This is a genomic window from Pseudomonas rosaeacicularis (genome assembly GCF_057128745.1).
In genome coordinates this window covers 56,538-75,497 of sequence record NZ_JBSKHT010000026.1, presented here as the reverse complement: position 1 = coordinate 75,497, position 18,960 = coordinate 56,538, and the positions used below count along the sequence as shown (strand labels likewise).

Genomic DNA, 18,960 nt, shown 5'->3' with positions numbered 1-18,960 from the left:
GCATGGATGCCGCGTTAGCCGCCCCCGGCCATGGATGGCCGATGGCGGCGTGCCCACGGAGCGTCGCCGGAGTGAGGAAACCCGACGAAGTCGGGCCAAACCAGGAGCAAATGGTTTTGGTTACTTTTTCCGAAAAAAAAGTGACCCGCCGTAAGGGCGGAACCATAACCACAGCACACACAAATAACGGATATACCCACGTTCCGGTACACCCGACCCACCGTATCGTCCGAAGGCGGCCTAGACCGTCGTAACCTCCGATTGCTCCTAAAAGGGATCGCATTCATCCAGCCAATTCTGCTATTTCCAGTAGGCGCCAAGACTTGGACCCCTTCTTGCAATATCTGCGTTAAGTCGCCCCACGGCGTCAAAAGTTTGATTTAGCGCGCAGGTACAGAATCGGTGGATCGTTCTCAATTACTCAGCAGTGCACGCAGCAATCTGTCCGGTCTAGGCCGGGGTCAGTTGGGCGTGCCGTTGTTGCTGTTGGTCATGCTGGCAATGATGATGTTGCCGATGCCGCCGTTCCTGCTGGACGTGTTCTTCACGTTCAACATTGCCCTGTCCATCGTCGTGCTGCTGGTCTGCGTGTACGCGCTGCGGCCGCTGGATTTCTCGGTGTTCCCGACCATCCTGCTGGTCGCGACGCTGCTGCGTCTGGCGCTGAACGTCGCATCCACCCGCGTGGTCATGCTTCACGGTCAGGACGGCCATGCCGCTGCCGGTAAGGTGATTCAGGCCTTCGGTGAAGTGGTGATCGGCGGTAACTACGTGGTCGGTATCGTGGTGTTCGCGATCCTGATGATCATCAACTTCGTGGTGGTGACCAAAGGTGCCGGTCGTATCTCCGAGGTGAGCGCGCGCTTTACCCTCGACGCGATGCCTGGCAAACAGATGGCAATCGACGCCGACCTCAACGCCGGTCTGATCGATCAGCCACAGGCCAAGGCCCGCCGTCTGGAAGTCGCCCAGGAGGCCGAGTTCTACGGTTCCATGGACGGTGCCAGCAAGTTCGTGCGCGGTGACGCCATCGCCGGTCTCCTGATCCTGTTCATCAACCTCATCGGCGGCATGCTCGTCGGTATCTTCCAGCACAACATGACCTTTGCCGACGCCGGCAAGGTTTACGCGCTGTTGACCATCGGTGACGGTTTGGTGGCGCAATTGCCATCACTGCTGCTGTCCACCGCCGCCGCGATCATGGTGACCCGTGCTTCCGGTTCGGAAGAGATGGGCAAGCTGATCAATCGCCAGATGTTCAGCACGCCCAAGGCGTTGGGTGTGTCGGCGGGCATCATGATCGTCATGGGCCTGGTGCCGGGCATGCCGCATTTCTCATTCATCAGCCTGGGGCTGGTGGCAGCGGGTGGCGCGTACCTGCTGTGGAAGAAGCAGGATCAGGTCAAGGTCATGGCCCTGCAGGAGGTCAAGCGCCAACAGGACCTGCTGCCATCGCCGACCCGTTCGCAAGAATCCAAAGAGCTGGGCTGGGACGACGTCACGCCCATCGACATGATCGGCCTGGAAGTGGGCTATCGCCTGATTCCGCTGGTGGACCGCAATCAGGGTGGTCAACTGCTGGCGCGGATCAAGGGCGTGCGCAAGAAGCTCTCTCAGGAGCTGGGTTTCCTGATGCCAACGGTCCACATTCGCGACAACCTCGATCTGGCGCCCAGCGCCTACCGCCTGACGCTGATGGGCGTGACCCTGGCCGAAGCCGAGATCTACCCGGACCGGGAGCTGGCGATCAACCCCGGTCAGGTGTTTGGCAGCCTCAACGGCATCAACGCCAAAGACCCGGCGTTTGGTCTGGAAGCGGTGTGGATCGAAGTCAGCCAGCGGGCACAGGCGCAGTCGCTCGGATACACCGTGGTAGACGCCAGCACGGTCGTTGCGACGCACTTGAACCAGATTCTCTACAAGCACTCTCATGAGCTGATCGGGCACGAGGAAGTCCAGCAATTGATGCAATTGCTGGCCAAAGGCTCGCCCAAGCTGGCTGAAGAGTTGGTGCCCGGTATTCTGTCGCTCTCGGCGCTGCTCAAAGTGCTGCAAGCGCTGCTCGCCGAACAGGTGCCGGTGCGCGACATCCGCAGCATTGCCGAGGCTATCGCCAACAACGCGGCGCGGAGTCAAGATACCGCCGCATTGGTGGCTGCTGTGCGGGTCGGATTGTCCCGCGCAATCGTGCAAAGCATTGTGGGCATTGAGCCGGAGCTGCCTGTTATCACGCTTGAGCCAAGGTTGGAACAGATATTGCTAAATAGTCTGCAGAAGGCAGGGCAAGGTCAGGAAGAAGGCGTTCTACTCGAACCGAGCATGGCTGAGAAGCTGCAACGCTCGTTGATCGAAGCAGCGCAGCGTCAGGAGATGCAGGGCCAGCCGGTTATTTTGTTGGTCGCAGGCCCGGTTCGCGCCATGTTGTCGCGGTTTGGACGTCTGGCTGTACCGAACCTGCATGTGTTGGCGTATCAGGAAATTCCTGACAACAAGCAAGTCACCATCGTAGCGACTGTCGGGCCTAACGGCTGAGGTAGTGAGTCATGCAAGTTAAGCGTTTTTTCGCCGCCGATATGCGACAAGCCATGAAACTGGTTCGAGATGAATTGGGCGCCGAAGCGGCCATCATCGGTAACCGGCGCATCGCTGGCGGCGTGGAACTGACCGCTGCGCTCGATTACAAACTCTCGGCGCTGGCGCCGCGTGTACCCAACATCGAACTCGAAGACGAGCTGCGCAAAACCCAATCGCGCATCGTCTCCGCCCAGGCTGAACTCGGCACCCGTGGCGAGGTGGACGCTTCGCCCGCCCGCCAACTGTTTGCCGGTCTGCCGTTGAGCGATGACGAGAAGCACATCGAGCCAACGCTGGACGAACCGTTCCGCCCATCGGTGCATGCAGCCGTTGCCGCAGACCGCGCCGAACGGGCAGCGCTCGCCGAGCCTGCCATCGGGCAACGTGCCTACGACTCGATGCGCTCCGAATTGAATGGCCTGCGCGAACTGCTGGAAGTTCAGCTCGGTTCCCTGGCCTGGAACCAGCTGCAAGGCAGTCGTCCATCCCAGGCCAATATGTGGCGCCGTCTGCAACGGGTCGGCCTGTCGGGCCCGCTGTCTCGTGACCTGCTGGCGATGGTGCCGAATACCGATGATCAACAGCACGCCTGGCGCATGCTGCTGGCACACTTGGCGCGTATGATTGCAACGCCTGACGTAGAGCCGCTGGAAGAGGGCGGAGTGATTGCCATGGTCGGCCCTGCCGGCATGGGGAAAACCACTACGCTGGCCAAGCTTGCAGCGCGTTACGTGCTCAAATACGGCTCGCAGAATATCGCGCTGGTGAGCATGGACAGTTTCCGGATCGGCGCTCAGGAACAGCTGAAAACCCTGGGACGTATTTTGAATGTACCGGTGACCCACGTTGATCCGGGGCAATCCCTGGCTCAGGCGCTGGAACCGTTACTGCGCAAGCGTGTGGTGCTGATCGATACCGCCGGCCTTCAGGCCAGCGACCCGGCCCTGCGCATGCAGCTTGAAAGTCTTGCAGGGCGTGGCATCAAGTCGCGCAACTATCTGGTGTTGGCAACGACGAGCCAGAAGCAAGTGCTGTCAGCGGCGTATCACAGTTACAAACGTTGCGGTCTGGCCGGGTGCATCCTGACCAAACTGGACGAAACAGCCAGCCTCGGCGAAGTCTTGAGTCTGGCGATCAGTCATGAGCTGCCCGTGGCCTATCTCACCGATGGTCCACGGATACCGGATGATCTGCATTTGCCGCGGCGGCACCAGTTGGTGAGTCGAGCGGTCAGCGTGCAGATGCAGGAAGAGCCTAGCGAGGAAGCGATGGCTGATATGTTTGCGGATCTTTACCACACCCCCGGCAAGCGCGTGGGTTAGGTGAAGAATATGACACTGGAATGTACCCACTTAGATGGTCTGCCAGGCATTGTTCAAACAACGAACGTGCAGCCCGACATGTGGCTTAGGTCTAAGCAAGACAAGGTAAACAATTAACATGGGCAGCATGCATCCCGTACAGGTTATTGCAGTGACCGGTGGCAAAGGTGGCGTAGGCAAGACGAACGTGTCGGTGAACCTTTCACTGGCACTGGCCGAGCTTGGACGCCGCGTCATGTTGCTGGACGCCGATCTGGGTCTGGCCAACGTCGACGTACTGCTGGGGCTTACCCCGAAACGCACCCTGGCCGACGTCATCGAAGGTCGATGCGAGCTGCGTGACGTCCTGCTGCAAGGCCCGGGCGGTATCCGCATCGTGCCGGCGGCATCGGGCACCCAGAGCATGGTCCATCTGACGCCCGCGCAGCATGCGGGTCTGATTCAGGCTTTCAGCGACATCGGCGACAACCTCGACGTGCTGGTGATCGACACCGCCGCCGGGATCGGTGAGTCGGTGGTGAGCTTCGTGCGCGCCGCCCAGGAAGTGTTGCTGGTGGTCTGCGACGAGCCGACCTCCATCACCGACGCCTACGCCCTGATCAAGCTGCTCAATCGTGATTACGGCATGAACCGTTTCCGGGTCCTGGCCAACATGGCGCAGAGCCCGCAGGAAGGGCGCAACTTGTTCGCCAAGCTGACCAAGGTCACCGACCGTTTCCTGGACGTTGCCCTGCAGTACGTCGGCGCCGTGCCGTATGACGAATGCGTACGCAAGGCCGTGCAGAAGCAGCGCGCGGTGTACGAGGCGTTTCCACGCTCCAAATGCTCGCTGGCGTTCAAGGCCATCGCGCAGAAAGTTGACACCTGGCCGTTACCGGCGAACCCGCGCGGCCATCTGGAATTTTTCGTCGAACGTCTGGTGCATCACACCAGCGCAGGGCCCGTGTCATGACAGCAAGTGGGTATCGCATGTACAGCAAATCATCCCGTGATTCCCAATACGAGCTGATCGAGCGCTATGCGCCTCTGGTCAAGCGAATTGCCTACCACTTGCTGGCGCGTCTGCCGGCCAGCGTGCAGGTCGAAGACTTGATCCAGGCCGGCATGATCGGCTTGCTCGAAGTCTCGACCAAGTACGACTCCACCAAAGGCGCCAGCTTCGAGACCTACGCCGGGATTCGCATCCGCGGCGCCATGCTCGACGAGGTGCGCAAGGGTGATTGGGCACCGCGTTCGGTGCATCGCAACACGCGCATGGTCAGTGACGCGATTCGATCAATTGAAGCAAAAACCGGCCGCGACGCTAAAGATCACGAGGTTGCGGCCGAACTCCAATTGAGTCTCGATGATTACTACGGGATTTTGAACGATACCTTGGGCAGCCGACTGTTCAGTTTCGACGACCTGCTGCAGGACGGCGAACATGAAGGGCTGCATGAGGACGGCGCAAGCCAGTCGCTCGAGCCGTCGCGTGACCTGGAAGATGAACGTTTCCAGAGCGCGTTGGCTGAGGCCATTGCCAATTTGCCAGAGCGTGAGCGCCTGGTGTTGGCGCTGTACTACGACGAAGAGCTTAACCTCAAGGAAATCGGTGAGGTCCTGGGTGTCAGCGAATCGCGGGTCAGTCAGTTACACAGCCAGTGCGCAGCTCGTTTGCGAGGGCGTTTGGGAGAATGGCGAGCGCGTTGACAGGCAACGCGGCGGACCCATTGGGGCCGTGTTACCTGTAAAGCCGGCTGTGCAGAGCGTTCGTGGGAAACAAGAGAGACAAGGCTTGAGCCGGTCAGCGCAGACGCACATCGCGTGCGTCGCGCCGTGGTTCATGCCTGTTGATTTGCCAAGCCCGTCGTCGTTTCGTGCAGCCCGGTCAGCGAGCTGTACCGGTTTTGATTGAACGCGCGTCCAGGTGCTGGGCGCGTTAAAGACTGCTTGGAGGTCGAATTGGACAAGAACATGAAAATCCTCATCGTTGATGACTTCTCAACGATGCGGCGGATCATAAAAAACCTGTTGCGTGACCTTGGGTTCACCAACACGGCGGAAGCAGATGACGGCACGACCGCATTGCCGATGCTGCAAAGCGGCTCTTTTGACTTTCTGGTAACGGACTGGAACATGCCTGGCATGTCCGGCATCGACCTGCTGCGTCAAGTCCGTGCCGATGAGCGCCTGCGCAGCTTGCCGGTATTGATGGTCACCGCTGAAGCCAAGCGTGAGCAGATCATTGAAGCCGCCCAGGCCGGGGTAAACGGTTACGTGGTCAAGCCTTTCACAGCGCAAGTGCTGAAAGAAAAAATCGAGAAGATATTCGAGCGCGTCAATAGCTGATGTTCGCTGCGAGGGCGCTATGGATTCCAAAGATTCGACAATGGGTGACTTTGAGTCGACCCTGAAGAAACACGCACAAGAGCTGGTCGCAAGCCTTGAAAAAGGCAAGTTCGGCGAAGCCGTGCAACTGATCCATGAGCTGAACCAGACCCGCGATCGCGGCCTGTATCAGGAAGTCGGCAAGCTGACGCGTGAGCTGCACAGCGCCATCGTCAACTTCCAGATCGACCCGACCATGCCGCAAGCCGAAGAAGTGTCACAGATCACCGACGCCACCGAGCGCTTGTCGTACGTGGTCCGGCTGACCGAAAACGCGGCCAATCGCACCATGGATCTGGTGGAGCAAAGCACCCCCTTGATGAACGGACTCACGGCCGACGCCAAAGCGTTGAGCGCCGATTGGGGCCGCTTCATGCGTCGCGAAATCGGTGCCGAGGAGTTTCGTGATCTGGCCAAGCGTGTCGACGGTTTCCTGACACGCAGCGAGCAGGAAACCCACGAGGTTGCCGGCCACCTGAACAACATCTTGTTGGCTCAGGATTATCAAGACCTCACCGGTCAGGTGATCAAGCGCGTTACTCAGTTGGTGACCGAAGTCGAAAGCAATCTGCTCAAGCTGGTGCTCATGGCCAGCCAGGTCGACCGCTTTGCCGGTATCGAACACGACCAGGAACTGTTCCGTCAGCAAAAAGAACAAGAAAAACTTCATTCCAAGGGTGAAGGTCCGCAGATTCATGCCGATAAACGTGAAGACGTCGTATCCGGTCAGGATGATGTAGACGATCTGCTATCCAGCCTGGGTTTCTAGGTTCTGAGTAAGAAGGCGTTGTGAGCCTGCTGCGTGTTGATTGACCGCACCCGGCTCACCCGCTGACGACTTCGCGCATGACCTGGATCGGTTGACGGTTAATTTTAGGAGCACCCCCCCAATGAGCTTCGGCGCCGATGAAGAAATCCTTCAGGATTTTCTGGTTGAGGCCGGCGAGATTCTGGAGCAACTGTCCGAGCAACTGGTCGAGCTGGAAAGCCGACCGGATGACGCTGACTTGCTCAATGCAATTTTTCGCGGTTTTCACACTGTAAAAGGGGGCGCCGGCTTCCTCCAGCTCAATGAGCTGGTTGAATGCTGCCACATCGCGGAAAACGTCTTCGACATCCTGCGCAAAGGTGAGCGCCGGGTCGATTCCGAGCTCATGGACGTGGTGCTCGAGGCGCTGGATGCGGTCAACGCCATGTTCGGCGAGGTGCGCGAACGTACCGATGTCACGCCGGCAACGCCTGAACTGCTCGCTGCGCTGGCGCGTCTGGCCGAACCTGCATCTGCCGAGCAAGTGGCCGCAGCGCCGGTGATTGCCGAGCCTGTGGCTGAGGCGTCCGATGACATCACGGACGACGAATTCGAACAACTGCTGGACTCGCTCAACGCCGTCAAGGCTCAGGCTGCCGGTGGCACAGTGTCCGCGCCGATTGCCGCGCCCGTTGCCGCACCCGCCGCACCTGCCGCACCTGCTGCTAATAGCAGTGACGACATCACCGACGCTGAATTTGAGTCCTTGCTTGACCAGTTGCATGGCAAAGGTCAGTTCGCCGTGGACGCCGTTGCACCGCCCGCGGCGCCCGCACCAGCGCCTGCTGTGGCGAGCACGTCATCGGACGAAATCACTGACGACGAATTCGAAGCGCTGCTCGATCAGTTGCACGGCAAGGGCAACTTTTCAGCCGAGTCTGCTGCGAGTGCTCCGGCTGCCGCGCAGCCACCGGCCGCGCCTGCTGCCCCTATCGCGCCTGCCGCTGCCAATGGCAAGCCGTCGGACGAGATCACCGACAACGAATTTGAAGACCTGCTCGACCAGTTACACGGCAAAGGCAAGTTCGAACCCGATGCGATCACCATCGCTCCAGCGGCCGTTGCCCCGGTAAAGAAAGCCGAGCCCGTCAAGGCCGAACCGGCGAAAGCCGCTGCTCCGGTCGCAAAACCTGCAGCGCCAGCGCCCGCCAAAGCGGCAGCGCCTGCGGCCGAGAAGTCAGAAGCCGAAACCACCGTGCGCGTCGACACCGCGCGGCTCGACGAAATCATGAACATGGTCGGCGAACTGGTGCTGGTGCGTAACCGCCTGGTGCGCCTGGGTGCCAACAGCGCTGACGAAGCCATGTCCAAGGCCGTGTCCAATCTGGACGTGGTCACCGCTGACTTGCAGACCGCCGTGATGAAGACGCGGATGCAGCCGATCAAGAAAGTCTTCGGCCGTTTCCCGCGACTGGTTCGCGACCTGGCGCGTCAGTTGAAAAAAGAAATCGCTCTTGAGCTGGTCGGTGAAGAAACCGATCTGGACAAGAACCTGGTGGAGGCACTGGCCGACCCACTGGTCCACTTGGTGCGCAACGCGGTCGATCACGGTATCGAATCCCCGGAAGAGCGCGAAGCGTCGGGCAAACCCCGAGGTGGGCGCGTGATCTTGTCTGCCGAGCAGGAAGGCGATCACATCCTGCTGTCGATTTCCGATGACGGCAAAGGCATGGACCCGGCTGTGCTGCGGGCGATTGCCGTCAAGCGCGGCGTCATGGACAAGGACGCTGCCGACCGCTTGAGCGACAGTGACTGCTACAACCTGATCTTCGCGCCGGGCTTCTCGACCAAGACCGAGATTTCCGACGTGTCGGGGCGTGGCGTGGGCATGGACGTGGTAAAAACCAAGATTGCCCAGCTCAACGGCTCGATCAACATCTACTCGACCAAGGGCCAAGGCTCGAAGATCGTGATCAAGGTGCCGTTGACGCTGGCGATCATGCCGACGCTGATGGTCATGCTGGGCAACCAGGCGTTCGCATTCCCACTGGTCAACGTCAACGAAATCTTCCACCTGAACCTCTCGACCACCAACGTCGTCGACGGTCAGGAAGTGGTCATCGTGCGCGACAAGGCGCTGCCATTGTTCTACCTCAAGCGCTGGCTGGTCAGCTCTGCCGCTCACGAAGAACAGCGTGAAGGGCATGTGGTGATCCTGTCGGTCGGCACGCAACGCATCGGCTTTGTCGTCGATCAGTTGGTGGGCCAGGAAGAGGTGGTCATCAAACCGCTGGGCAAGATGTTGCAAGGTACGCCGGGCATGTCGGGCGCCACCATTACCGGTGACGGACGCATCGCGTTGATCCTTGATGTACCGAGCATGCTCAAGCGTTACGCCACGCGGCGTATTTGATTCTGGGTGAACGGGCCTCTCGAAGGCCTGCTCGCTCTATGGAGTTTTTATGGCAGTCAAGGTTCTTGTCGTCGACGATTCAGGGTTTTTCCGTCGCCGTGTCTCGGAAATTCTCTCTTCGGACCCGACCATTCAAGTGGTTGGTACAGCGACTAACGGCAAGGAAGCCATCGAACAAGCCTTGGCGCTCAAGCCTGACGTGATCACCATGGATTACGAGATGCCGATGATGGATGGCATCACGGCGGTGCGTCACATCATGCAGCGCTGCCCGACGCCGGTCCTGATGTTCTCGTCGCTGACCCACGAAGGTGCCCGGGTAACCCTCGATGCGCTGGACGCGGGGGCGGTGGATTTTCTGCCGAAAAATTTCGAAGACATCTCGCGCAACCCTGACAAGGTCAAGCAGATGCTCTGCGAAAAGGTCCATTCCATTTCGCGCAGTAACCGTCGGTTTGGCGGCTATGGCAGCACACCGACACCGGCCGCTGCGCCTGCGAGCGCCGCGCCGTCAGCGGTCAGTTCGCTGCACAGCGCGCCCGCAACGCCACGGCACGCGCCAACGCCTGCGCCGCGTCCGGTGGCTCACGCGGCACATTCTGCGTCCGCGCCCCATGCGCCTTCCTCCCCGGCACCTAAACGCAAGGCCTACAAGCTGGTAGCGATTGGTACTTCCACGGGCGGTCCGGTGGCGTTGCAGCGGGTATTGACGCAACTGCCGGCGAACTTTCCGGCGCCTATCGTGTTGATCCAGCACATGCCGGCAGCGTTTACCAAAGCGTTCGCCGAGCGTCTGGACAAGCTGTGTCGCATCAGCGTCAAGGAAGCCGAAGACGGCGACATCCTGCGTCCGGGCCTCGCCCTGCTGGCGCCGGGCGGCAAACAGATGATGGTGGACGGACGCGGCGCGGTGAAAATCCTGCCGGGTGACGAGCGCCTGAACTACAAGCCGTGCGTGGACATCACCTTCGGTTCCGCGGCCAAATCCTACGGCGACAAAGTGCTCGCGGTCGTGTTGACCGGCATGGGCGCCGACGGTCGCGAAGGCGCGCGCCTGCTCAAACAGGGCGGCGCTCACATTTGGGCGCAGGACGAGGCCAGTTGCGTGATCTACGGCATGCCGATGGCCATCGTCAAAGCGGACCTGGCGGACGCGGTTTATAGCCTGGATGACATGGGTCGTCACTTGGTCGAGGCCTGCATCTGATGGACGTTCTGAGCCTGATCGGGATCATCCTCGCGTTCGTCGCCATCATCGGCGGCAACTTCCTGGAAGGCGGACACCTGGGCGCCTTGCTCAACGGTCCGGCGGCCTTGATCGTGCTCGGTGGCACGCTGGCGGCGTGTCTGTTGCAGACCCCCATGAGCGCGTTCAAACGGGCGATCCAGATCTTCATCTGGATTCTATTTCCGCCGCGCGTGGACATGGCCGGCGGCATTGATCGTGTCATCAACTGGAGCCTGACGGCGCGCAAGGAAGGCTTGCTGGGTTTGGAATCCATCGCCGATTCCGAGCCTGATCCTTACTCGCGCAAAGGCCTGCAACTGTTGGTGGACGGCGCTGAGCCCGAAGCCATTCGCGGCATTCTGGAAGTGGATTTCATCACCCAGGAAACCCGCGATATTCAGGCCGCGAAAGTCTACGAAAGCATGGGCGGCTACGCGCCTACCGTGGGCATCATTGGCGCCGTCATGGGCCTGATTCACGTGATGGGCAACCTCGCCGACCCCAATCAGCTGGGCAGCGGCATCGCGGTGGCGTTCGTCGCCACTATCTATGGCGTGGCCTCGGCCAACCTGATCCTGCTGCCGGTGGCCAACAAGCTCAAAGCCGTTGCGATCCGTCAGTCGCGCTATCGCGAAATGCTGCTCGAAGGCCTGCTGTCGATTGCCGAGGGTGAGAATCCGCGCTCCATCGAACTGAAGCTGCAAGGCTTCATGGAGTGAGGCACTGACCATGGCCCGACGTCGGCGGCACGAAGAACATGAAAATCACGAACGGTGGCTGGTGTCCTACGCGGACTTCATCACCTTGCTGTTCGCTTTCTTTGTCGTGATGTACTCGATTTCGTCGCTCAATGAAGGCAAATACAAAGTGCTGTCCGAGGCGCTGGTCGGGGTGTTCAACGAGCCCGAGCGTAGCGTCAAGCCGATCCCCATTGGCGAGCAGAAACCCCAGACCGTCAGGCCAGCCGACCCGTTAGTGGTCGAAAGCGAGCAGAACGATACCGCCATCGGGCAGACCACAGACGATCCGCTGAAAAAAATGGCCGATGACGTCAATACCGCTTTCGGCGATTTGATCGCCTCCAAACAAATGACGGTGCGCGGCAACGAGCTGTGGATCGAAATCGAGCTCAACTCCAATCTGCTGTTCGGCAGCGGCGACGCGATGCCCAGCGACAAGGCGTTCGATCTGATCGACAAAGTGGCGAAAATCGTTAAACCGTTCGACAACCCGATCCACGTCGAAGGCTTTACCGATAACCAGCCGATCAATACTGCGCAGTTCCCGAGCAACTGGGAGCTGTCGTCGGCGCGCTCATCGAGCATCGTGCGCATGCTCGCCATGGACGGGATCAATCCCGCGCGCTTGGCCTCGGTCGGTTATGGTGAATTTCAACCGCTGACCTCCAATGCAACAGCCGATGGAAGAGGGCGCAACCGCCGCGTGGTGCTGGTGATTTCACGCAATCTGGAGGTGCGCCGCAGCTTGACCGGTTCCGGTACCGCAGCTAACGCAAAACCCGATGCCGCGATGCGCCGGGCTGGCACACAAACTGCACCTGCAGCAGCAAAGCCGCCGCAAGGCGTCAAATCTTCGTCATCCGCCCCATAATCAGTCTCGGTCGTGGTTTGACCGGCGGGAAAAACGAAACATGAGAGTGTGGGCAGTCGCCAATCAGAAAGGGGGAGTCGGTAAGACCACCACCACCATCGCGTTAGCCGGATTGTTGGCTGATGCCGGCAAGCGTGTGGTCGTCGTCGATCTCGATCCCCATGGCTCGATGACCAGCTACTTCGGCCACAACCCCGATGAGCTCGAGCACAGTTGCTTCGATCTGTTTCTGCACAAGGGTGTGGTGCCGGACGGTTTACCCGGCCAATTGCTGCTGCCCACCAGCGACAGCCGTATTTCCCTGCTGCCCTCGAGTACCGCACTGGCGACCCTTGAGCGTCAGTCGCCGGGGCAGAGTGGCCTGGGCCTGGTGATTGCCAAAAGCCTGGCGCAGCTGTGGCAGGATTTCGATTACGCGATCATCGACAGTCCGCCGTTGCTGGGCGTGTTGATGGTCAATGCCCTGGCCGCCAGCCAGCAGTTGGCGGTGCCGGTGCAGACTGAGTATCTGGCCGTAAAAGGCCTGGAGCGCATGGTCAATACGCTGGCAATGATCAACCGCTCGCGCAAAGTGCCGTTGCCTTACACCATCGTCCCGACGTTGTTCGACCGCCGCACTCAAGCGTCCATGAGCACTTTGAGACTGCTGCGCGACACCTTTCCCGAGCATGTCTGGAATGCCTATGTGCCGGTCGATACGCGCTTGCGTGATGCCAGCCGCGCGGGTGTGACGCCGTCGCAGTTCGACAATAAAAGCCGTGGCGTGCTGGCCTATCGGGCGTTGCTCAAACACCTGCTCACCGAACAACTCGTCGGGCAGGTGGCTTGAGATGGCCGCTGATCACTTATCGCCGCGCGATGTCATGCGGCATTCAAGTCAGCCGCCCCTTCAGCCGATACAACATTCAGGCGGCAATCGCGTTACTTATTTTCGGGCTCCACTATGAACCGCCCTCTGGACATTGCATCACGACCACAACTGGCGCTGCAGAACTACCTTGATGCGTTGCTGCAGGACGCGACCGAGGAGCTGCTGGCCGAGCCTGTTGCTGTCGACGATTTCGAAGCGGCCGTGCGCGAAGAACAGGCCCATGACGCCCGTTTGAGCGCGGTTGTAAAACCGGTGGCCGTTGCCATAGCAGCTGCAACGCCTGCGCCCGTGACCGCAGCGGTACTGATGGCCGATGCTGTTCGTGCTGCTCCGATTGCAGCCTCGGCGCCTGTGGTCGCTCGCGTTGTTGAAGCGCCGGTGATCATCAGTCCGGTCGTGCCGGTAATGGAAATACCTGCGCTGATCGAGCCGGTGGTGGAGGTTCATCTGCCGTCCCAGCGCAACCCGACACCACCGCCGACACCGGATGCACGCCCGGCCTGGGCTGCCGAGCCGTTCGAATGCCTGTTGTTCGACGTCGCAGGGCTCACATTGGCCGTGCCGCTGGTTTGCCTGGGGTCGATCTATCCGTTGGCCGGTCACGACCTGACGCCGCTGTTCGGTCAGCCGAACTGGTTTCTGGGGATTCTGCCCAGCCAGGCCGGCAACCTGAAGGTGCTGGACACGGCGCGCTGGATCATGCCGGATCGCTACCGCGACGATTTTCGTCAGGGGCTGCAATACGTGATTTCGGTGCAGGGCTACGAGTGGGGGCTGGCGGTTCATCAAGTCAGCCGTTCGTTGCGTCTGGACCCAAGCGAGATCAAATGGCGCTCCCATCGCGGACAGCGGCCATGGCTGGCGGGCACGGTGATTGAACACATGTGCGCGCTGCTGGATGTTTCCGAGTTGGCCGAGCTGATCGCCAGTGGCGCGGTCAAGCAAATGCACACGATCAAGTAACGTAATCAAACAAACACGGGCCGGCGTACGCAATGCCGGCCGTACAGCGCAACAGGCAAGGGGTTGGGGTTATGAATAAGTCGTCAGCACAGGGTTCCGAAGATCCGATTCTGCAGTGGGTCACCTTCCGCCTGGACAACGAGTCGTACGGCATCAACGTGATGCAGGTTCAGGAAGTGCTGCGTTACACCGAGATCGCGCCGGTCCCGGGTGCGCCGAGCTACGTGCTGGGCATCATCAACCTGCGCGGGAATGTCGTGACCGTGATCGATACCCGTCAGCGCTTCGGTCTGCCGCCGGTTGAAGTCAGCGATAACACGCGTATCGTGATCATCGAGGCCGACAAGCAAGTGGTCGGGATCATGGTCGACAGCGTGGCTGAAGTGGTCTATCTGCGTCAGTCGGAAGTCGAAACCGCGCCAAACGTGGGCAACGACGAGTCGGCCAAATTCATCCAGGGCGTGTGCAACAAGAACGGCGAACTGCTGATCCTCGTCGAACTGGACAAAATGATGTCCGAAGAAGAGTGGTCCGAGCTGGAGAGCATCTGATTGATTCTTGAGGTTGCGGTAATTTTTCTGGCGGTGTTGTGGCTCGCGAGCGTCGCGATGTTCATGGCCCACACCAAACGCCAGCGCACATTGGCCACGCAGCAGCTCGAAGCCGATTCGCTGCGTGACCAACGCATCCGCGAGTTGGCCCGACGCCTGGAAAACTACCAGGGCGGCACGGTCAGAATGGGCGAAGAACTCCATGAGCTGCGCGCCCTCGTCGCGCCGCTGCCGGACAAAATCACCGTCCTCGAACAGCGCGATCCCTCCACCTTGTCCTTCGCCCAGGCGGCTCGCCTGGTCACCATGGGCGCCAGCATCGACGAACTCACCCAATCCTGCGGCCTGACCCAGGCCGAGGCGCAGTTGATGACCAAAGTGCATGGCACCGGGAAGGGGTGAGGGGTATTCGCTGATTTCATGATTTGATCGTGTCCACGCGCCGCGTAGGCATGCCGCCCCCTCAAGCCCTGCGTCAACCGGGACGCAGAGCGTCCGTCACTGCATTGCCACGCAAAGCGTGGGAATGATCAAATTCGCTGCGGCCACCCCATTCAGCTAGACGCACATCCTTGTAGGAGCTGACGAGCCCGAGCGAGGCTGCGATGCGGTACATCTGACACACCGCTATCGGTCGAGCGCGACCCCGGAGCCTTCGGCAGCTCCTACAAATATTTTGTGTTGACCACACATTGCAGGGTAACCACAAACCCGTGGGAGCGGACCTGTCCGCGAAAGGGTCGGTACAGTCGACGTATCTGTAGCGTCTGTTCCTCAGTCTTCGCGGACAGGTCCGCTCCCACGGTTATTCGGTGAGTCGTGACGATGGGCACTTTGGCCGTCTCGCGAACAAGTTCGCTCCTGCAGAGAGCTGTATCGCTCAACGGGGCGTGATATCCCGCTCCACTGGCCCGGCGTCGGGATCGTACCCCACCGGAAATTTGCCTTTGAGCTGCCAGGCAAACGCGATGATTTCGGCGATGGTCAGGTACAGCGCTTCGGGGATGCTGTCGCCCAGTTCCATGCGCGCCAGCAGTTTCACCAGTTCGGCGTTTTCGTAGATCGGGACTCGGTATTCCCGAGCCATGGCCAGGATCGCTTCGGCCAGGGCGTCATCACCTTTGGCGGTCAGCGTTGGGGCTTGCTGGCCGTCGTAGTTGAGCGCGACGACTTGGCGGGGTTGGGCGTTTGGTGTAGTCATCAGGCGTTTTCGTCCACCCAGCGTTGTTCAAGCACGGTGCGTGTGCCTTGGGGCGGGACGCCGGTGTTGCAGGCAAGGTCGCCGACGTTCAGGCCGCAATTCACCAATCTTGCACGTAAGTTGCTCAACTCACTGTCGATCAGCGCGGCGCTGGACGCGCGTTCGGCCCACATCTGGCTCGACAGACTGCCGCCTAAAAGCTGCGCCTGAACCTGCAACGGCCCCAGCGGCTCAAGATCGAAGGCCAGTTCTACGCGCCAGAGTTTTTCTTTCTCTTTCACCTCGCGCTCCTCTTTCGGGGATTCGCGTTCCGGTGTGTCCTCGCGCTGCACTTTTACTTGCAGCGGCACGATGTCGTGGGCGTTGCGCATGGGGATTTCCAACTGCCAGGTCGTGATCTGCGTGCCATCGGCGGCGGTGCGGGTCTGTTCCAGTCCGCCCAACTGATGGCTTTGCAGGCGCGACACCGCCGCCGCCGCCAGTTTGAGCAGGGTTTCCAGGTCGTCCTCGTTTTCAGGATTGCCGAGCAAACGAGCGGGCAGAGGAAAGCTGGTGGGCGTGGTGCGCGCCGCGACCTGGCCGAGCATGCCTAGCGCGCTTCTGACCATGTTCGGCATCGCGCGGGCCAGCGTGTTGGCAGCAGCCGCTGCGTTGTAATTCACATTGTCCGGCAGGCCCGGCAGGATTTGCGAAATCAGCCGCAACAGGTTGGCCTTGGTGTCAGGCACCAGCGTGGGGTTGAGCCCGGCCATCAACCGCGATTCCATGAACAAGCCGCTGCCGTTAAGCGCCTGAGCGACTCCCTTGGGTGTCGTCATCTGCTGCACATCCGGCAAATCGGCCAGCAGTTGATCGATACTCGCTCGCAGCGCCGCGGGCATGTCGCTGGTCTGAGGCAGATTCTGCAATGCCCCCAGCAAACCCTGCAGCGAACCCTGACGGCTCTGCTGGGTAGTCAACTGCTGGGCCAGTGCCAACTGATCGAAACGGTTGGGCAGCGCGACAAAATTCAGCGCCTGGCTGTTCTGCACCTGAGCGCTGAGCAGGCTGCCCGCCCTGAGCGGCTGAGGGCTTTCGATAATCAGGTTGCTGCCGGCCAGCGCACTGTTGAGCAGGGTCACGATCGAACGGTAAGCGCCCGGTTGCCCGGAATCGGCCGGCAGCGGCTGCCCGTTCAACGGGTTAATGAGTTGGGTAGTCAGCACCTTGGCCTGCAGCAATGTACCCACCGGCAACTGCTGGGTGTTGATAGTGGTCAAGCTGTTGGCGACGGACTTTTGCAGGTCCAGCACGCTGATGGTCAACGTGTCTGCCGAACCTTGCGCGACGTTAACGCTGGTGCCGGGGGACAGCGGCAAGGTGCTGGTGACGGGGAAAGTGGTCTGGCGGCCATTGTTCAGCGTCAGCTTGAGCAACAGCTGAAAGTCCTGATCGAGCTGTTTGAGGCTCACAACCTGCGCGTCGGCCGTCTGTCCGGCAGGAAGCAGCCCATCGCGCGGCTGCAGCAATTGCAGCACTTGCGCCGGCGGCACACCGGCGCGCAACAAGGCCGTGGCGGCGGTCACCGGAGAGAGATTGGGAATATCGCCTGTCATCGAATACCGACCTGTGAAAAATTTGCCATCTTGGTGCCCGGAGATGGCATGTATAATCGCGCCGGCCGTCGCCAGCGCAGGCTGTTTAAGCCTGCATCAGTATAGCGGCCGCCTCAATGGCTACTTGAACCGCTCTTCAATACCTGCGTTAAGAAAAGAAGGTCCGCATGCCGATCCCTGTCCTGGAAGCCTCGGCGCTTGCTTGCGAGCGCGACTGGCGAATGCTGTTCGAAAACCTCGAGCTGCGTGTGACAGCGGGCGACATGCTGCAGATCAGCGGCCCTAATGGCAGCGGCAAAACCAGCCTGTTGCGCCTGTTGTCCGGCCTGATGCAGCCCACCTCGGGCTCTGTACTGTTCGACGGCCAGCCGCTGAATCAGCAAAAGTCGCAACTGGCGAACAACCTGTTATGGATCGGCCACGCCGCAGGCATCAAGGATTTGCTTACTCCTGTTGAAAACCTCACTTGGCTGTGCGCGCTGCACACCGGCGCCGCCACTGACGCCATCTGGCAAGCGCTGGATGCCGTGGGGCTGCGGGGCTTTGAAGACGTGCCGTGTCACACCCTGTCGGCAGGGCAGAAGCGTCGGGTGGCGTTGGCGCGGCTTTATTTGCCGGGCCCTGCACTGTGGATTCTCGACGAACCCTTCACCGCCCTCGACAAGCAAGGCGTCGCGCAACTGGAGCAGCATCTGGCTGAACACTGCGAGCAAGGCGGCGCGGTGGTGCTGACCACCCATCACACATTGAGACGCGTACCGGCGCGCTACAAAGATATCGATCTGGGGCAATGGGCCGTATGAGTCATGTGTTTACCCTGCTGATCGCCCGCGAAGCACGCTTGCTGTTTCGCCGTCCCGCCGAGCTGCTCAACCCGCTGGTGTTCTTCGCCATCGTGATCGCCCTGTTCCCCCTGGCGGTCGGCCCCGAAAGCCAATTACTGAAAACCATCTCGCCCGGACTGGTCTGGGTCGCGGCCCTGTTGTCGGTGTTGTTGTCGCTGGATGGGCTGTTTCGCAGTGATTTTGAAGACGGTTCACTTGAACAGTGGGTGCTTTCGTCGCACCCTCTGGCGCTGCTGGTGCTGGCAAAAGTGCTGGCACACTGGGCGTTTTCCGGTCTCGCGCTGGTGTTGCTGGCCCCGGTGCTGGCGCTGATGCTCGGCTTGCCGACTGAATGCCTGCCGGTGCTGTTGCTCTCGTTGCTGCTGGGCACGCCCGTGCTCAGCCTGCTCGGCGCAGTCGGCGCAGCGCTTACCGTTGGGCTCAAGCGCGGCGGTTTGCTGCTGGCGCTGTTGATTCTGCCGCTGTACATCCCGGTGCTGATTCTGGGCAGCGGCGCGTTGCAGGCCGCCCTTCAAGGCATGCCCGCGACCGGTTATCTGCTTTGGCTTGGCAGCCTGACAGCACTGGCGATAACCCTGACACCTTTTGCAATTGCCGCTGGCCTGAAGATCAGCGTCGGCGAATAATCGGGTTTTGACTGAGCGGACAACTTTCTGCTCGTCGCCCTAAAA

At 60.5% G+C, this 18,960-nt stretch carries 18 protein-coding genes; 16 read left to right on the top strand and 2 right to left on the bottom strand.

What is annotated here, in order from left to right; genetic code table 11:
• Positions 1–402 precede the first annotated feature (402 nt).
• From flhA to ACWKWM_RS26945, 14 genes are all read left to right on the top strand, one after another.
• Positions 403–2,532, top strand: a complete 2,130-nt coding sequence (gene flhA, locus ACWKWM_RS27010) for a flagellar biosynthesis protein FlhA (RefSeq protein ID WP_483837449.1) — start codon at positions 403–405, stop codon at positions 2,530–2,532.
• Positions 2,533–2,543: 11 nt separating this feature from the next.
• The gene (flhF, locus tag ACWKWM_RS27005; protein WP_483849030.1) at positions 2,544–3,896 is read left to right on the top strand and encodes a flagellar biosynthesis GTPase FlhF; all 1,353 of its coding nucleotides are present in this window, start codon (positions 2,544–2,546) and stop codon (positions 3,894–3,896) included.
• 118 nt (positions 3,897–4,014) lie between these two features.
• Positions 4,015–4,848 (top strand): flagellar synthesis regulator FleN, encoded by an 834-nt coding sequence (gene fleN / locus ACWKWM_RS27000; RefSeq protein ID WP_483837451.1) that lies wholly within the window; start codon positions 4,015–4,017, stop codon positions 4,846–4,848.
• The gene (gene fliA, locus ACWKWM_RS26995) at positions 4,845–5,585 is read left to right on the top strand and encodes an RNA polymerase sigma factor FliA (protein ID WP_349798962.1); all 741 of its coding nucleotides are present in this window, start codon (positions 4,845–4,847) and stop codon (positions 5,583–5,585) included. Before fleN ends, fliA begins: the two co-directional genes overlap by 4 nt.
• Before the next feature lie 264 nt (positions 5,586–5,849).
• A complete protein-coding gene (locus ACWKWM_RS26990; RefSeq protein ID WP_483837452.1) occupies positions 5,850–6,224 on the top strand; it encodes a chemotaxis response regulator CheY in 375 nt (124 codons plus the stop codon).
• A 19-nt stretch (positions 6,225–6,243) separates the two neighbouring features.
• Entirely contained in the window at positions 6,244–7,032 is a 789-nt protein-coding gene (locus ACWKWM_RS26985) for a protein phosphatase CheZ (RefSeq protein WP_483837453.1), read from the top strand.
• Positions 7,033–7,153: 121 nt separating this feature from the next.
• Positions 7,154–9,424 (top strand): chemotaxis protein CheA, encoded by a 2,271-nt coding sequence (locus ACWKWM_RS26980; RefSeq protein WP_483849029.1) that lies wholly within the window; start codon positions 7,154–7,156, stop codon positions 9,422–9,424.
• A gap of 49 nt (positions 9,425–9,473) precedes the next feature.
• Complete coding sequence (locus tag ACWKWM_RS26975) at positions 9,474–10,631, top strand: protein-glutamate methylesterase/protein-glutamine glutaminase (protein ID WP_483849028.1); 1,158 nt, start codon at positions 9,474–9,476, stop codon at positions 10,629–10,631.
• Complete coding sequence (locus ACWKWM_RS26970; RefSeq protein ID WP_483849027.1) at positions 10,631–11,371, top strand: flagellar motor protein; 741 nt, start codon at positions 10,631–10,633, stop codon at positions 11,369–11,371. The genes ACWKWM_RS26975 and ACWKWM_RS26970 overlap by 1 nt, the downstream gene beginning before the upstream one ends.
• 10 nt (positions 11,372–11,381) lie before the next feature.
• The gene (gene motD, locus ACWKWM_RS26965) at positions 11,382–12,263 is read left to right on the top strand and encodes a flagellar motor protein MotD (protein WP_483849026.1); all 882 of its coding nucleotides are present in this window, start codon (positions 11,382–11,384) and stop codon (positions 12,261–12,263) included.
• A gap of 40 nt (positions 12,264–12,303) precedes the next feature.
• A complete protein-coding gene (locus tag ACWKWM_RS26960; RefSeq protein WP_483849025.1) occupies positions 12,304–13,092 on the top strand; it encodes a ParA family protein in 789 nt (262 codons plus the stop codon).
• A 114-nt stretch (positions 13,093–13,206) separates the two neighbouring features.
• Complete coding sequence (locus ACWKWM_RS26955) at positions 13,207–14,097, top strand: CheW domain-containing protein (protein ID WP_483849024.1); 891 nt, start codon at positions 13,207–13,209, stop codon at positions 14,095–14,097.
• Positions 14,098–14,168: 71 nt separating this feature from the next.
• Complete coding sequence (locus ACWKWM_RS26950; RefSeq protein WP_349798945.1) at positions 14,169–14,648, top strand: chemotaxis protein CheW; 480 nt, start codon at positions 14,169–14,171, stop codon at positions 14,646–14,648.
• Positions 14,649–15,050, top strand: coding sequence for a DUF2802 domain-containing protein (locus ACWKWM_RS26945; protein ID WP_483849023.1), 402 nt, complete (start codon positions 14,649–14,651; stop codon positions 15,048–15,050).
• Between the two features lie 478 nt (positions 15,051–15,528).
• On the opposite strand, the gene ACWKWM_RS26940 is transcribed toward ACWKWM_RS26945, so the two are convergent.
• Both ACWKWM_RS26940 and fliK read right to left on the bottom strand, forming a co-directional pair.
• On the bottom strand, positions 15,529–15,849 hold the full coding sequence (locus tag ACWKWM_RS26940; RefSeq protein ID WP_483849022.1) for an EscU/YscU/HrcU family type III secretion system export apparatus switch protein: 321 nt from the start codon (positions 15,847–15,849) through the stop codon (positions 15,529–15,531).
• Positions 15,849–17,444, bottom strand: a complete 1,596-nt coding sequence (gene fliK / locus ACWKWM_RS26935; RefSeq protein WP_483849021.1) for a flagellar hook-length control protein FliK — start codon at positions 17,442–17,444, stop codon at positions 15,849–15,851. The genes ACWKWM_RS26940 and fliK overlap by 1 nt, the downstream gene beginning before the upstream one ends.
• A gap of 167 nt (positions 17,445–17,611) precedes the next feature.
• On the opposite strand from fliK, the gene ccmA reads away from it, so the two are divergent.
• A complete protein-coding gene (gene ccmA, locus ACWKWM_RS26930; RefSeq protein WP_483849020.1) occupies positions 17,612–18,247 on the top strand; it encodes a cytochrome c biogenesis heme-transporting ATPase CcmA in 636 nt (211 codons plus the stop codon).
• The gene (gene ccmB, locus ACWKWM_RS26925; RefSeq protein WP_483849033.1) at positions 18,244–18,915 is read left to right on the top strand and encodes a heme exporter protein CcmB; all 672 of its coding nucleotides are present in this window, start codon (positions 18,244–18,246) and stop codon (positions 18,913–18,915) included. Before ccmA ends, ccmB begins: the two co-directional genes overlap by 4 nt.
• Positions 18,916–18,960: the final 45 nt, after the last annotated feature.

Bases quoted from the DNA above. Each gene is read 5' to 3' on its own strand.
- ACWKWM_RS26960 (WP_483849025.1), top strand. From the start codon at position 12,304: ATGAGAGTGTGGGCAGTCGCCAATCAGAAAGGGGGAGTCGGTAAGACC.
- ccmA (WP_483849020.1), top strand. From the start codon at position 17,612: ATGCCGATCCCTGTCCTGGAAGCCTCGGCGCTTGCTTGCGAGCGCGAC.
- ACWKWM_RS26940 (WP_483849022.1), bottom strand. From the start codon at position 15,849: ATGACTACACCAAACGCCCAACCCCGCCAAGTCGTCGCGCTCAACTAC.
- fleN (WP_483837451.1), top strand. From the start codon at position 4,015: ATGGGCAGCATGCATCCCGTACAGGTTATTGCAGTGACCGGTGGCAAA.
- ACWKWM_RS26975 (WP_483849028.1), top strand. From the start codon at position 9,474: ATGGCAGTCAAGGTTCTTGTCGTCGACGATTCAGGGTTTTTCCGTCGC.
- fliK (WP_483849021.1), bottom strand. From the start codon at position 17,444: ATGACAGGCGATATTCCCAATCTCTCTCCGGTGACCGCCGCCACGGCC.
- motD (WP_483849026.1), top strand. From the start codon at position 11,382: ATGGCCCGACGTCGGCGGCACGAAGAACATGAAAATCACGAACGGTGG.
- ACWKWM_RS26950 (WP_349798945.1), top strand. From the start codon at position 14,169: ATGAATAAGTCGTCAGCACAGGGTTCCGAAGATCCGATTCTGCAGTGG.
- ACWKWM_RS26955 (WP_483849024.1), top strand. From the start codon at position 13,207: ATGAACCGCCCTCTGGACATTGCATCACGACCACAACTGGCGCTGCAG.
- ACWKWM_RS26970 (WP_483849027.1), top strand. From the start codon at position 10,631: ATGGACGTTCTGAGCCTGATCGGGATCATCCTCGCGTTCGTCGCCATC.
- ACWKWM_RS26980 (WP_483849029.1), top strand. From the start codon at position 7,154: ATGAGCTTCGGCGCCGATGAAGAAATCCTTCAGGATTTTCTGGTTGAG.
- ACWKWM_RS26985 (WP_483837453.1), top strand. From the start codon at position 6,244: ATGGATTCCAAAGATTCGACAATGGGTGACTTTGAGTCGACCCTGAAG.
- ACWKWM_RS26990 (WP_483837452.1), top strand. From the start codon at position 5,850: ATGAAAATCCTCATCGTTGATGACTTCTCAACGATGCGGCGGATCATA.
- flhF (WP_483849030.1), top strand. From the start codon at position 2,544: ATGCAAGTTAAGCGTTTTTTCGCCGCCGATATGCGACAAGCCATGAAA.
- fliA (WP_349798962.1), top strand. From the start codon at position 4,845: ATGACAGCAAGTGGGTATCGCATGTACAGCAAATCATCCCGTGATTCC.
- ccmB (WP_483849033.1), top strand. From the start codon at position 18,244: ATGAGTCATGTGTTTACCCTGCTGATCGCCCGCGAAGCACGCTTGCTG.